The following is a 14,364-nucleotide window of genomic DNA, read 5'->3' on the forward strand; positions in this document are numbered from 1 at the left end:
ACGACGCTGCTCGCGGCCACCGGTAGACGACAGCATCTCGTTTAGGCGCGGACGCTGGTGATCATCGGAGGCGAAGCTCGGTGCGGCTCAGTATGCCGGTGCGCGGTGGGAGAAACCGTCGAGGCTCAGTGTGCCGGTGCGCGGTGGGAGAAACCGTTGAGGCTCAGCTGCCTCGGGCGAGTGTCGGGTTCGGCGAGACGTAGCAGAGTCATCGCGATGCCCGCGTATCCGAGCATGTAGTCGGGGCTCGTCACATTCGGGGTGTCACCGAAGTACAGCACGCCGTGCTCGGTCGCGGAGGCGTACGCATCCAGCAGGCGTCCGACCGCAGCGGCCTCGGTCAGGTAGTTTTCGTTCTTGGTCGACTGGTAAGCGTCCAACAGCAATTCGATAGTCGCCGCGTGCCCGTGGCACTGGGCGGGACCGAGGTGTCGTCCTGAGCTTGCAACTGTGCGCGCCGCGCGTCCGAGCAGTTCCAAAGACCGTGCTCCGATCCCTGCTTTCCCCGCCGATCGGAAGAAGATCGCGATCCCTGCACCACCGTGGCACCACGACCCGGTCATTACACCCGAACCGTCCGCGTGGTCGGGCCAGCGCGTCCCCTGTGACGGGGTGGTCACCGCGAGAGACTCCAGCCGTTCAGCGATCTGACTGGCCGTTTCACGCCACCGCTCTCCGCCTGTCGCATTGTGGAGGTCGATGAGAACGTCGCCGATCCCGGCGTAGCCGTGTGCGTAGCCGGTGCCGATGGGGCCGGCGAGTTTGCCGAAGCCATCTGCCAGGGACCAACTGAGTCGTCCGTGTTCATCGGGTTTCGCATCGTCGAGGAGTCTCGTGCCCGCGAATTCAGCGTGTTGCAGGTGGCGGCTGCCACCCACGACCTGGTGAACGAGCAGGTGGAACCTGACGCGTCCGGCTAAGCCGTTGAAAAGGTCGGGTGCTGTTCCGGGCATGCGCGCGACATCATCGCTGATTTCTTCCGCGATTGCGATCAGTCCGAGGTCATCGAGCACCTGTCCGGCTCGCAGGATGGCTGCGCCCCGGCCCGCAAGGCCAACGTAGAGCCCGGCCAGCGGAGCACCGTCGGCGACCGGCGCATACCGCAGCGAGAGCGCAGTTCGGCGGAGCACGTCGCGTGCCTCCTCATCACCGTCGCATGCGTCAACGAGTTCGGCGTAGGCGAGCACTGCGCCGGCACCACCTATGTTGATGTCGCCGGCATCGAACCCGCGAGCCTGCGGATGACGTGTTCGCCAGAAGGTCCGATCGCCGTCGCGGTGAACCGTTGCGTCCATGGCGGAGAAGAGTTCTCGTGCACGGCGCATGGCGTGTTGTTGGGCCGTCTGCCCATCGTTCGCAGTGTCTCGGTGTGCCGCGGTGGCGTTCGCCACGTCATGCCGAAGGGAGTCCAGAGCTTTGGAGATATCGTGCATCGTGGCCGGACGGCTTGCCCGATCCGACCGCAGACAGCGCTCGATCAGCTGAGCCAACAGTGGATGCATGCGCGGGTTCATCAGTAACGGTCGGCGTGCCAGAAGGTCGTTCACATCGGGCGCCTGAGAGGGTTCGGCGCCCGTGGTGAGGAAGTAGAGGAGCGCACCGAAGGAGAAGACGTCGTCCGCGACGCTCGACGATTCGCCGTCTCTTTGCTGGGGCGCCATGTACCCGGGCGTGCCGTAACCTCGACGGTCGGGAGCCGCGTAGCCGACGGGTGCGGCGAGCTCGAAGTCGATCAGACGCGGGCGGTCATCGTTGCCCAGGATCACATTGGACGACTTGAGATCGTGCAAGACCAAGCCGCGCTCATGAATTCCGGCGACCAGCGAGGCGAGTTCGGACGCGATGCCGACCACCCAGTCCTCGTCATATTCGGCGCCTGTTTCATACCGGTCGCTCACAGCGCGCGTGATGGTGGAGCCGGGGATGTCCTCCAAGGCCAGGAAGAGATCGTCCTTGAACTCGAACAGACCGTACTGCCGTGGGATCCGCGAGTCGTCGGCGAGCTGAGTGAGGATGTTCGATTCGTGGCGTAGCCGATCGCGCGCGTCGAGACCGCTCGACTCGATCACCCCGCCGCGTCGGGCGTGTTTCAGCACGACTGTCTGCCGCGTGTGCAGATCGAGCGCGAGATGCACGGCACCCCGCGCACTCGTGTGCAGCGGCGCCCCCACGACGACGAAGCGTCCAGCGACGAGTGCGGGGGAATCGCCGGAGTCGCGGTCGCCTGATACGTCGTCGTCGTCGCCCTCGAGCGTGGCGAGCGGATCGGAGACCCAATCGGGACGCGAGAAGCGCGACCCTCGCTCGTCCGGGACGGGAACGCCGTCGGGCCCGAGGAGAGCGGGCAGGTACTCGCCGAGCGGGGTTTGCAGCCACCGTGCGCGAAACGAACCGTAGCGGTAATAGACGATGCTGCCGGGTCGTACCGGGCGATCGGAGGAGATGACCGGGCCGTGAAGATGCGACGTCGCAGCATCCACCTCCCGCGCCAGCGTGACGAAACCATCGTCGCTCGGCGGATACACCGTGATGAATTTTCCGACCTGGCTGAAGTTCTCGCCGTGACCCTGATTGAGTATTCCGAGAAGCTCGTGTGAGCGCAGCACCTTGAAGGCGCAGTCGTGAGAGAGCAAGACGGGCAGTGCTGATTCGAGCACGGCGTCGGCTGTCAGCGGCGAGGCCGACAGGTGGATCTTCCAACCTTGCTCCGGCACCGAGGTGTTCGAGGAGACACGGATCCAGTCGTCAGCATGCGCGAGAGACCACCGATCCGACGCACGTCGGACGGCGGCCTCGAGCGTCGTTATCACGGACGGCCGAGGAGCCACCTCGATTTCGTCCGACGGTGCGGGGGCGCCTGGCACCTAGTGGATGGAGACGAAGCACGTGCCGGGACACATGCTGATGGTGAACCAGCAGGTCCCGTCGCAGCACTGGTGCCGCCGAGCTTCCGTTTCCTGCAGACTTGCGTCGTAGTTGAGTACGGCGTCGACCGAGGCCGGCGGAATCCCCACCCCCGTGAGAACCGACGTCGGCTCCTCCTTGAACATGCGGGCAAGCTCTGGGTCCGCATTCACCTTGGCGTTGAGTTCCGCGATCGCCTCGCGTACCTCATCTGGCATCATCGTCAGCGTTGACATCGTCGTTCCCTCCGCGATCCTCTCGGACCGATTGGTTAGCATACAACCACACTCCCGGTCGGCGCGCACCGCTTTCGTCGCGGCATTCTGGTTGCATGAGTGACTGACCGTGCCGCGCACCGTGGGGGTCTTTCGCCTCCCGACCGACTGGCGCCGGGGTGCTTTCGCTCACTTGCTCTCGGCCGAGTACTCGGCGAAATGATCGTGGCCGGGCCGTTGGCGCACTACTCAGCAGTCGACGAGCGAGGCTGCCGCCGCGCGCGGTGACGGCCAGTAGTGCGAGCGTTTGAGCTCGCCCGCGCGTGTGAATCACGGAGCCTGCGGCTCGATCGGCTGATCGGGCTCCGCCCCGTCGCGACGGATGATGCTGATCTCGCCGTTCGGTTCGATGAAGGCCCGGCGCACGTCGTTCATATCCTCGATGCCGTGCAGTCGCAGCTGGCTCCTCAGCTCTTCCAGCGATAAGAACTCCCGCCGCATCGCTCGGCGATTGGGTCGCCCGTTCTCGATCAGAAGGTGCGGTTTGCCCTTGATGATGATCGCCGCCCGCGGCCATCGGTAGGCGACGGCGTCGAGAGCGATGCTCCAGCCCATGATCGTCGCGACCAGGATGATCCCATCGGTGATCGAGGACGCGTCCCGATGAGACCGGGTGCGGCCGCTTGGGCGATCAGGACGATGACCAGCAGATCGGTGACGCCCAGCCCGCCGGACTCGCGCTGGCCGAGGAATCGCTCCAACGCGAGCAGCACGAGGAAGGTGACGGTACCGCGCAGCACCAGTTCGACGAGCGGCAGGCTCGGCAAGAACATCGCTTCCCAGTCGAACATGCCGCCTCCCGAAGGATTCAGCGCGCCCACTCGCGCAGACTTGCGTTCAGGTTAGTCGGACACCCCGGTGTCAGAGCGACTCCCAGAGTGTCGAGCGCCCGTGACGACCGCGGTGCGCGCATCGGGGATGCCGCCGGCCGCTGCCGCCATGACCTCAGGTGACCACTCGCCATCGCGAGAAGGGCCGGCGCCCGGACGCGCGACAGGTGGTGTGCGGCATCCGTTCAGTTGATGATGAAAGACGTCACGGTCCGTGCGGGAGCGGGGGGAGCGACGCCCGTCATCGCGGCGTTGCGCTGATTCACCTTCGTCAGTCGGGCGTCGTGCACGGCGTGCCGCAGGTGCGCGATCGGTCCGAGCCGGGACAGCGCTACGCGCGGCGCAGCCCTGACGCTCGACGAGCTCGTTCAGATGACCGTGGGTCTGCCCTGACGCCCGCGCCTCACGAACGGCGGGCCGCGAGCGGAGTCTTCTTCGCGGATGCCGCGCGAATGTGGTCGTCACGCCACTCGTGTGCGACCTCCTCACCGCGCGCGATCCGCTCTTCGCGCTGGCGCAGGTCGACGCGGCGGATCTTGCCCGAGATCGTCTTGGGCAGCTCGAAGAACTCGATGCGTCGGATGCGCTGGTACGCCGAGAGGTGGTCTCGCGCGTAGACGAGGATCGCGTCGGCCGTTTCGGCGGTGGGTTCGACGCCGTCGGCCAGCACGACGTAGGCCTTCGGCACCGCGAGCCGCAGTTCGTCGGGAGCAGGGACGATCGCCGCCTCGACGACGGAGGGGTGCTCAACGAGCACGCTTTCCAGCTCGAACGGACTGATCTTGTAGTCCGACGACTTGAAGATGTCGTCGGTCCGCCCGACATAGGTGAGGTAGCCGTTCTCGTCGCGCACGGCGATGTCGCCGGTGTGGAAGTACCCGCCCGCGAACGCGTCGCTGTTCCGGGCGGCATCCCCGACGTACTCGGTCATCAGGTTGGTCGGCGCTTCACCCGTGTCGACACAGATCTCGCCCTCGTCGGCGGGTTCGCCGGTCACCGGATCGATCAGCACGATCGGGCATCCCGGAAGCGGCCGGCCCATCGCGCCGTCGCGGATCTGCTGGCCGGGGGAGTTGGCGATCACCGCCGTCATCTCGGTCTGGCCGAATCCATCCCGGATCGTGAGTCCCCACTGCGTGCGGACCTGCGCGATCACCTCCGGGTTGAGGGGCTCGCCGGCGGACACCGTCTCGCGGAGAACGCCCGGACCCGCCGAGAGATCGGCCTGGATCAGCATCCGCCACACCGTCGGTGGAGCGCAGAACGACGTGACGCCCTCGACGCGCATCGTCTCGAGCAGCCGCTCGGCGTCGAACCGCCCGTAGTTGTAGACGAAGATCGTCGCCTGCGCGATCCACGGGGCGAAGAAACAGCTCCAGGCGTGCTTGGCCCATCCGGGCGAGCTGATGGCCAGGTGCACGTCGCCCGGTCGCAACCCGAGCCAGTACATCGTCGTGAGATGACCGACCGGGTAGGAACTGTGCGTGTGCTCCACGAGTTTCGGCCGGCTGGTCGTGCCCGACGTGAAGTAGTGCAGCAGGGGGTCGGTCGCCCGCGTACCAGGGTGCGAGACGGGAGCAGCCGGCGCGCGGAAGGCATCTTCATAGGCTGCCCACGTCGCGGGGCCCTCGCCGATCCGGATGCCGGTGACCGCGGTCGCCATGCCGTCGAACTTCGACGCGTGCTCGGCCGCGGCGATGACGTGCGTGACCGAGCCGCGCACGAGACGGTCTTCGAGGTCGCTGCCGCCGATGGCGAGTGTCGTGGGCAGGATCACGGCGCCGATCTTCATGAGCGCCAGCATCGATTCCCACAACTCGACCTGGTTGCCGAGCATCAGCAGAACCGCGTCGCTGCGGGAGACCCCGAGGCCCATCAGCCAATGCGCGAGCTGATCAGAGCGTGACGCCATCTCGTCGAAGGTGCGCGTCGTGCGCTGGCCGTCCTCTTCGACGATCACGAGCGCAGGTGCGTCGTTACCCCGTGCGATCGCGTCGAACCACTCGATCGCCCAGTTGAACTCACCGTCGATCGTGGGCCACGAGAACTCCGAACGCGCGCGGGCGTAATCCTCTCGGAGCGCGACGAGCTGATCTCGAGCCTGCCGGAAGCGCTCGCTGTTGACGGTCGTGGCCATCGGATTCCTCCCCATCGAAGACATGCTGAGACAAGCTTCGCGATCCGTGCACCCGCGCACCATCCCCCAAAGGGGGTGCGTGCCGGGGCGAGGATACAATCGGCGCGACACGGCAAGGAGGGCGGTCGGATGCGCAGACGCGAAGATATGGACGCACTGCGACGAATGCTGCGCGGCATTCGCGTCGCCTCCCGGTTTCCGATCGTCTTCGGAGGCGTCGTACGGGGTGGCGGGCTGCGGCTGACGGAGTTCTCCGGAACGACCACCGACAGCCTGCGTGAACTGGTCGTCGAGCCGGGCAGCGGTGCGGGCGGACGGGCGCTCGCGGGCAAGAGCATCGTCGTTGTCACCGACTACCGTCGTGCGACATCGATCAGCCACGACTATGACGAGCCTGTCCTCGCCGAGGGCATCCGGTCGGTCATGGCGGCGCCGATCGTCGTGAACGGCGCGACGAGGATGGTCGCGTACGCGGCGACGCACCACCCGGTGACGTGGGGGACTCGTGCGCGAGACGACTTCGCCGTCGCTGCGGACGCACTCGCCCGAGAGATCGAGATCCGTGACGAGGCGGACCGCCGCATCACTCTGCTCGAAGCGGCCGCGGCCGAGCGTGATGTCGAGCTCGCTCACGCGGCCCAGGAGGTGTCGGCCGAACTGGACGAGTTGGCGCAGCTCATCACGGACGAGTCCGTCGCGTCACGCGTTATTGCGGCGTCGCGTCGACTCGCGGGTGTACAGCCCGCGTCGAGCACGACGATCCTCACCCGTCGCGAAACCGAAGTGCTCGAGCTCGTCAGCTTGGGTCTGACGTATGCCGACGTGGCGCGGCAGCTGAGCCTTCAGCCGGCGACGGTGAAGACCTACATGAAGAGCACGATCGCCAAGCTCGGTACGAACAGCCGTCACCAGGCGGTGATTCACGCACGCAGGCAGGGACTCCTCGGGGCGGTCGCGGAACGCTGAACGACTCCGTCGCCAGGGTGTGCGACTGCGCGGGTTCGCTGTTGCGGCCGGGTGGGTGTCCGAGCGGATACCTCGCGGCTGTATGCGTGTCGCGGTTCGTCGCCGTTAGAAGGGTGGGGGTTCGGTGGAGGTGAATCCGGTGGGTGTGGTGACTTCGACGGTGCCGTTGTCGCGGGTGCGGTAGGCGAGCTTGGTGCGATGTCGATGGGTGTGGTCGGGTGGGCAGAGGGGGCGGAGTTGGCGGATGTTGGTGGGTCCGCCGTGTGCCCAGGGGGTGGTGTGGTCGATGTCGGCGTCGAGGGCGAGGCGGGTGCAGCCGTCGCGGGCGCAGGTGCCGTGTTGGAGGGTGAGCCAGTCGCGTTGGGCGGTGGTGGGTCGGTAGGTGCGGCGGTCCATGTCGAGGATGACGCCGGAGATCGGGTCGGTGATGATCCGGTGGAAGGCGTTGGTGTCGAGGAAGATCTGTTTCGCCGCGAGGGGTGACAGGGGCCCGTGTCCGACGATGGTGGCGCTCTCACCGAGGCCCGCGCGGACATCCGCGCCGGCTCCCGTGCTGGCACCGGCCTGGTCGACGCCGCCGGCGCTGCCGCGGCCGGGCTTGCTGCTGCTGGCGAGGAGGGTGGCGGGGATGGTGACGAACACTTTCGTTTTCACGGCGGTGGGGGTGCCGATGCCGCGGGCCCAGGCGGAGAGCAGGTCGGCGCGGATCTGGTCGCGGGATCGGGTTTCGTGGGGGTGTGTGGCCAGGTGCTTCGCGGTCGCTGTCAGGCGGCGTTTGATCGCGACCGCATCGATCGAGGGCACCAGGGCTGACACCCATGCCATGCCGTCGCCGACGTGTTCGACCAGGACCTTGCGATCCCGCAGCGCCGCGGTGTGCCGGGTGTCAGCGGTGCGGGCATCGAGGGTGTCCAGCAGGCGGGCCAGGCGGGACCGGAACCCGGCCGGTGTGACGGCGACCGCCCATTCCTCGGCCCGGGAGTCCAGTTCGCGCAGCGCCGCAGCGGAGACGGCGCGTTCGTCATCGGAGGCTCCGAACGGGGGGAGCAGTCGGGCGGCGCCGGTGACGGCGGACTCCACGAGCGAGAGCGAGAGGAAGCCCTCTTCGGCACGCTGCCACAGCATCGGCAACCGGGTACGCGCGTCACGGACCAGCCGGGCCACATCCTGCACCGCCCGCTCGGACAACTGCAACCGCAACGCGATATCGACGATCACCGCACGCTCGGCCAGATTCGACCCCGCCCGGCCCTCGACCGACGTGTACACGTACGGGTGGCGCACCGCGGTATCGATCGCCTCGACGATACGACCCGCACGAAGAGCCAGACGACGATTCGCGTCCATATGGTCGGCCAGCGCAGCATCCAAAAGATGACCCAAGATCTCTTCGGCGGGCAGGCGTGCCGGTGTCATTTCTTCGGGATACGGGTCCTCCGCCATACCCTCGAGTATAGTACAAAGCTACGACAGGAGGAAGGGTTTGCCGGAGAAAGATTCGATCGGGTGTCCCTGTGGCAGGGCTCGCCACGCTATGAGTTCCAGGGCCGAAACGCTCACGGCAGGACGACGGTGCCGGGGTGTCGCCCATCGACGTCTTCGCGACCGCCGACGGAGCGACGCTGCGGCTGTTCGCTCGCGTGCGTGGACGATGGCCGGGTCGCGGCATCCGTTCTTCTGGTCCCGCTCGCGTCCGATGCGAGACCGTTGACACGCTGGGAAAACACTGGGAGCGTTTGGCGAGCAAGGATGTTCGCCCCCACGTTCATCCAGATCCAGCCAGGGAGATCACGATAATGCGGAAGAAGCCACTTGCACTGACACTCGGCGTGTCTCTGCTTCTGTCCATGGGTATCGCCGGCGGAGGCGCCGCGGCCCAGGAAGGCACGAGCGGTGTCGGCGCAGACGACCGCTTCGAGCCGAACGTCACCTACGACCTGTCGGTGTCAGGCGATGAGCGCGACAAGATCCACGCCGAAGTAGAGGCGCTCGCCGGTCTCGTGGAACGCGCCCGCGTGGGCGACGGCACCTACGACCCTCTCACCCTCGTGGGCGCGATGCTCGACGGCTCAAGCTACGACTCGATCTCGCGAGGCGGCACGGCCGCGACGGCGTACCCCTTCCCCGTCAGCAACACCGAGGCCAACCAGTACGAGTACGACCGGAAGGTCGCCAAGCTCGCCTGGGTCGTCAAACTGGCCAACGACCTCGGCTTCCCGGTGGTCGTCCAGCGACAGGCCGACAAGTACGTCTACATGGAGATCGGCGATCCGGATGCACCGGAGATGATCATGGCGCTGAGCCACCTCGACTCGCCGACCTCATCCGTGACGGCCGCGCAACTGGAGCGGTGGCGCGATGCCGACGGCAACCTCGGGATGGACGGCGCCTACCATTCGCCCTACATCCAGGACGGCTGGATCTACGGAGCGGGCATCCAGGACGACAGCGGCCCGACGCTGGCCACGCTGCTCGCGGCCAAGGCGCTCATGGAGGCCGGGCTTCCGCTGGATCGCCGCATCCGCATCGTGATGGGCATCTACGAAGACGGCGGCCCGGGAACTCCCACGGCGGCGAACACCGCCACCTTCCAGTCCATCCCGTACAACGCCAACCCGAGCTTCTACGACAACTGGGCCTACAAGAACCTCAACCGCGAGGAGATGCCGATCGCGGCATACACCTCCGACTCGCGGTTCCCGGTCATCGTCGGCAACTCCGGCTCGGTCACGCCCCCGGTGTCGATGGATCTGTCCGCTGACAGCGCCAAGGCGTTCCGGCTGACGGATGCCACCGCGGGGGTGACCCTGCGCGCCGGCGACCCGACGCTCAAGGACATCGCCTACGGAAGCACGACGCAGATCGCTTCGCGAGCCACCTTCACCCTCGACGTGGCCGGCGCAAGCGCCGCCGAGCGTGAGGGATTCGTCGCGGCGGTCACCGCGGCCGCGACGGCGAAGGGCTGGCTTCCGGCAGCCGCCGGCACCACCCCGAAGGTGCAGACCACGATCACGGGCGACTCGCTGACGCTCGAGGTCAACACCGACGTCGCGATGGAGATGCCGACCCCGCAGTACGGCAAGAACGCCGTCGTGTGGGGCATGTTCCTCATCTCCGAGGCGCTCGGGTCCCGCGGCGTCACCGCGGCGGACATGCAGCTCAAGAAGGCCGCCGAGGGCATCGCCGACCTGTTCTTCCGTGACGGCGTCGAGGGGGAGGCCTACATCGGCCGGTACATGGGGATTCCCGAGGCGCTGCTGCGCAATCCGAGCAACGGCACCCCGAACCTGACTTTCGCCCTCATGGCCAACATCAACTCCGAGGTGCCGCGGAGCTTCTACACGGCCGAGACGAGCAGCCTCAGCATGCCGATGTACGTGCGCAGCATGCACGTCACGGCCGAGGACTCCACTCAGGCGATGACGGCGGTCGCGGCGGCGTTCGAGTCGAAGGGCTTCACGATCGGCGCTCTCGGAGCACCCATCGGCGCCGGGCTGTACGTTACCCACGACAACCCGCTGACGGCTCTTCAGTACGGCAGCTACAAGGCCTCGATCGACCACGATCCCGCGGCGTTCGCGGACCCGTACGCCCTCCGGGACATCGTCTATCCGCAGGGCACGACCGGTGGCACTCTGGCGAGCAACTTCCGCAACAAGATGACCGCGTTCGGCGCGGTGATCCCGGGCAACGAGCGCTGGTGGCACACCGCCAACGAGCGGATGTCGCTGGATTCGGCCGTGCAGATGACCAAGATGATGGCCGACGGCATGCTCGAGATGGCCCGGTACACCGGGCCGGCCGGTGCGAAGTTCATGTGGGCGGACATTCCCGGACTGAACGCGGACCGCTCCGACCTCGACCTGCTCGACGTCACCATCGGGACCTTCCAGGACGCATCGGCTGAGGTCGGTGCGAGCCGGCTGGACGGCCGGGCACTGCTCGGCGCCACCTCGTTCAACATCCCGATGTGGGAGGGGCGCGGCAACAACACGCGGCCCGCGGCGGCGTTCGAACTCGGACACGCTCCGGGCGGGGTCTACCTCCCGCTCGACAACCCCGAGTACCTCAGCTCGACCTATGTCGCACCGATGCGGCTCGAGTTCAAGGTGGAGCGCCCCGATCACCTGTCGGATGCCGCGTGGGCGACCTTCGTGGACGGCGGGTACGGCGCCTTCGAGTTCAACGTCCTCGTCGGCGACGAGGTCGTGCCGCTGTCGGTTCCCGACGGGCAGAGCGCGGACACCTACTTCTCGTCGCGCACCTCGGCCACCAACCCCGACGCCGTCTACCTGTCGGTCAACCTCGCGATCACGGATGCCCCGTACTCCGGGGTGCAGGCTGTTCTCGCGGATTCCAAGACCGACCTGTACACGGTCAACCCGACGTTCCTCGAGACGAACGCCGACCCGTTCCCCGAACGCGGCGCCATCGAGCAGCGGGGATTCTTCCTGCTCGGTGACGGAGCGAAGAACGCGGAGTTCTCGTCGCCCGGCGCCGTGTACGTGACAGTCGACAACGCCGTCGTCGACGCCGAGCCGACGGCGGTCGTGAAGAAGCTGACGGGCGACACGAACGAGTTGACCATCACGGTGAACGAGACGCGCGTCGACGGCAGTGAGTCCTCTGTCACCGAGACGTTCACGATCGACAACAACGCCGCGGGCACGTACACGGTCGGTGAGTACAAGGTGTATGTCGACACGAAGGGCAACACCCAGGTGCGGGAGATCTACATCGTCGAGGGCGAGCTCGTCGGCGTCGATGTCGACGTGACGCCGCGGACGCTCGCGGGCAAGGTCTACCTCTCGGTCGAGGCGACCAACACGGCAGCGGTGCCGGCGGACATCGTGATCACCACGGCATACGGCAACAAGACGTTCTCGGCCGTTGCGCCCGGAAAGACGGTTGCGGTGTCGGTCAACTCCCGTATGGCGTCCGTGCCCGCGGGGGAGGCGTCGGTGAGGGCGAGCACGTTCGTGGACGGTGAGCGGGTGGCCGTGACGGAGACTGCTCCGTACGGGGCGTATCCGCCCGGACGCTGATCTCGCGACACCACCGGGGTGGGGATGCTCTGGCATCCCACCCCGGTGGTCCGCGATTTCAGACGAGCCGGCGCGTCGGCGACTCGCCTCGGGTGATCCGAGGGTGACGCGGAGGGTGATGTGGCTGCACGCGTTCATCACCCCGCTCCCACCATGCGCTAGACAAGAGTCACAGCGACGAGTCAGGGGTGATTCGACGTTCTGGAACGAACAGGTCCAAGGGGGGGACCTACGAGTCAGATTCGCAGATTCAGAGGAACAGATCAGTGGAAGCTACTGTGCACCGCTCGTGTGACCTATCGACCGCGCATTCAGCGAAACCGCCTGTCGAGCCGGGGGGTCTCCGAGAGGCCAGGTCGTGAACTTCAACGACCCCCAGCGGGCCGAAGCCGAACTGCGCCGGGCGATCGATTCCGGGAACGCGGACTCGATCGCGCAGGCGGCGACGTCGAACATCTGGCCGCTGTTCTCCGCGCACCACGACATGCTCGTCGCCGCCATCGTCGCGCTTCCGAGCGCGACGCTCGAGCGCCATCCCGTACTCAGGGTGCTGCATCCGATGACTGCCGTGCTCGCACAGACGACGCGTCCGTTCCTGCCCGTCGCGCCTCCCGACGATTCGCGCGCGATGCCCCCCGCCGAGGTCGATGCGCTCGTCGTCGCGCACATGATGGCGTGCCGGATGAGCGGGAACGTCACCGCTGCCCTGGGCTACGCGCGTCGTCTCGAGGATCGCATGATGCGCACCCGCGTCGAGGCTCGCGACCGGATGGACGGTCCGCTCTGGTTCTACCACCACCAGATCGGCACGACCCTTCTCGTCGCCGGGGACACCGGACGGGCCCTGCTCGAATTCGCGACGTCCCGCCAGCTCGGGTCGTTCTCGATGCAGCCCTATGCGGAACGCGTGGCCCTCGGCCAAGCGGCGGTGGCGCACGCCGTGCGCGGCGCGCTCGCCGAAGCGGAACGCGTCCTTTCGGATGCTGCGCGGATGCCGGCACCCTCGGCCGCTTTCAGGGCGTTGAGCGCGACATCGGAGCGGACCGCGGCAGCGCTCATCGCCGTCGAACGCATGTCGGACGACATGGACGACCGGCTGATGGAGCTCGAATCGTATGACAGCATCCAGATGACGTGGCCCTTCGCGCTCCTTGCGCGCGCTCGCGCCTTCCTCGCTCGGCAGCAGCCGGAAGACGCGCTCGAGGCGATCCAGCTGGCAGCGGGATCGCACCGCACCGATCCCGGCTCTTTCGCAGCGGAGGTGATCGCGGCCATGTCGATCAAGGCTCTCCTGGCGATCGGGGACATCCCCCGCGCTCGCAGCATGGCGAACGAGCGCCCCGACGCAGGGGTTCTCACCCGATTGGCGACCGTGCGCGTGTCGTTGCACGAAGGCCGGTTCGACGACGCCTCGCAGGCCCTCCAGTTCCTCGCCCGCGACCGCCGACTCGGACCCGCTCAACGCGCGGAGTCCGTGCTGCTGTCGGGATGGCTGGAGCTGGCGAGCACTCATGATCTCGGTCGCGACACGGCACTGCAGATTTGCCGGATCGCCCGGCGGGCCGACAACCGACGACTGCTCGCGATGATGCCGCGCCAGCTCGTCGATCACGTGCGGCAGCGGTTGTCGAGCGAGTCCGCGGCGGATTTCACCGCGGTGACCGCGGGTCTGGCGAACTTCGAGATGCGGGCTCGTCCAGCGCTGACCCGGGGTGAACTGCGCGTGCTGAACGCGCTCCCGATGAACGATTCGGTCGCGGCGATGGCGTCGAGCTTCCATGTGTCGCCGAACACGATCAAGTCGCAGCTGCGTTCGCTCTACCGCAAGCTCGGATGTTCCACGCGTGCCGAGGCGATCAGCGTGGCGCAGCGACTGAACATCCTGGAAGTCACGCCCGCGCCGGCCATCTCGGCGCGGGCATAGGCGGCGCCCGAGCGCGCACCGAGGTGAACGGAGGGTGATGCCGCGGATGACCCACCGGGCGAAATCTCCCACGGAGCCCGGGGACGGTGCCCCGGACGCGGGATAGTCTCCGGCTGACAGCAGTCGCGTCCCTCGCCGGACGAGATCCCCCACGAGCACCGGAAGGCCATACATGTCCGCCACACCCGACCGCGCCGTCACCGGCATCCGCATCGCTCTCGCCACCGGGGGGATCCGCGCCGTGTCCTACGGGCGCACCGCCGCGCGCGCGACGACCGGCGCG

General features: G+C 67.2%; 9 protein-coding genes. 3 read left to right on the plus strand and 6 right to left on the minus strand.

Going from position 1 to position 14,364, the window contains the following annotated elements; genetic code table 11:
* Positions 1-125: 125 nt before the first annotated feature.
* From ACWIBS_RS13820 to ACWIBS_RS13840, 5 genes are all read right to left on the minus strand, one after another.
* The gene (locus ACWIBS_RS13820) at positions 126-2,864 is read right to left on the minus strand and encodes a class III lanthionine synthetase LanKC N-terminal domain-containing protein (RefSeq protein ID WP_376127763.1); all 2,739 of its coding nucleotides are present in this window, start codon (positions 2,862-2,864) and stop codon (positions 126-128) included.
* On the minus strand, positions 2,865-3,140 hold the full coding sequence (locus tag ACWIBS_RS13825) for a hypothetical protein (protein WP_376127765.1): 276 nt from the start codon (positions 3,138-3,140) through the stop codon (positions 2,865-2,867). It lies immediately after the preceding gene.
* 309 nt (positions 3,141-3,449) lie between these two features.
* Positions 3,450-3,734: a DUF421 domain-containing protein gene (locus ACWIBS_RS13830; protein WP_376127766.1), complete on the minus strand. Its 285-nt coding sequence runs from the start codon at positions 3,732-3,734 to the stop codon at positions 3,450-3,452.
* Complete coding sequence (locus tag ACWIBS_RS13835; RefSeq protein ID WP_376127780.1) at positions 3,650-4,000, minus strand: DUF421 domain-containing protein; 351 nt, start codon at positions 3,998-4,000, stop codon at positions 3,650-3,652. The genes ACWIBS_RS13830 and ACWIBS_RS13835 overlap by 85 nt, the downstream gene beginning before the upstream one ends.
* Before the next feature lie 412 nt (positions 4,001-4,412).
* Positions 4,413-6,146 carry an AMP-binding protein gene (locus ACWIBS_RS13840; protein WP_376127768.1) on the minus strand — a complete coding sequence of 578 codons (1,734 nt, stop codon included), beginning with the start codon at positions 6,144-6,146 and terminating at the stop codon, positions 4,413-4,415.
* A gap of 129 nt (positions 6,147-6,275) precedes the next feature.
* On the opposite strand from ACWIBS_RS13840, the gene ACWIBS_RS13845 reads away from it, so the two are divergent.
* Positions 6,276-7,112 carry a helix-turn-helix transcriptional regulator gene (locus ACWIBS_RS13845; protein ID WP_376127770.1) on the plus strand — a complete coding sequence of 279 codons (837 nt, stop codon included), beginning with the start codon at positions 6,276-6,278 and terminating at the stop codon, positions 7,110-7,112.
* A gap of 105 nt (positions 7,113-7,217) precedes the next feature.
* On the opposite strand, the gene ACWIBS_RS13850 is transcribed toward ACWIBS_RS13845, so the two are convergent.
* On the minus strand, positions 7,218-8,555 hold the full coding sequence (locus ACWIBS_RS13850; protein ID WP_454137037.1) for a DUF222 domain-containing protein: 1,338 nt from the start codon (positions 8,553-8,555) through the stop codon (positions 7,218-7,220).
* Between the two features lie 386 nt (positions 8,556-8,941).
* On the opposite strand from ACWIBS_RS13850, the gene ACWIBS_RS13855 reads away from it, so the two are divergent.
* Together ACWIBS_RS13855 and ACWIBS_RS13860 are read left to right on the plus strand one after the other, a co-directional pair.
* A complete protein-coding gene (locus tag ACWIBS_RS13855; protein ID WP_376128751.1) occupies positions 8,942-12,157 on the plus strand; it encodes a M20/M25/M40 family metallo-hydrolase in 3,216 nt (1,071 codons plus the stop codon).
* Between the two features lie 358 nt (positions 12,158-12,515).
* Positions 12,516-14,081, plus strand: a complete 1,566-nt coding sequence (locus ACWIBS_RS13860) for a helix-turn-helix transcriptional regulator (RefSeq protein ID WP_376128749.1) — start codon at positions 12,516-12,518, stop codon at positions 14,079-14,081.
* The last annotated feature ends 283 nt before the right edge of the window (positions 14,082-14,364 follow it).

It is taken from the genome of Microbacterium sp. NPDC055442, from assembly GCF_053644215.1.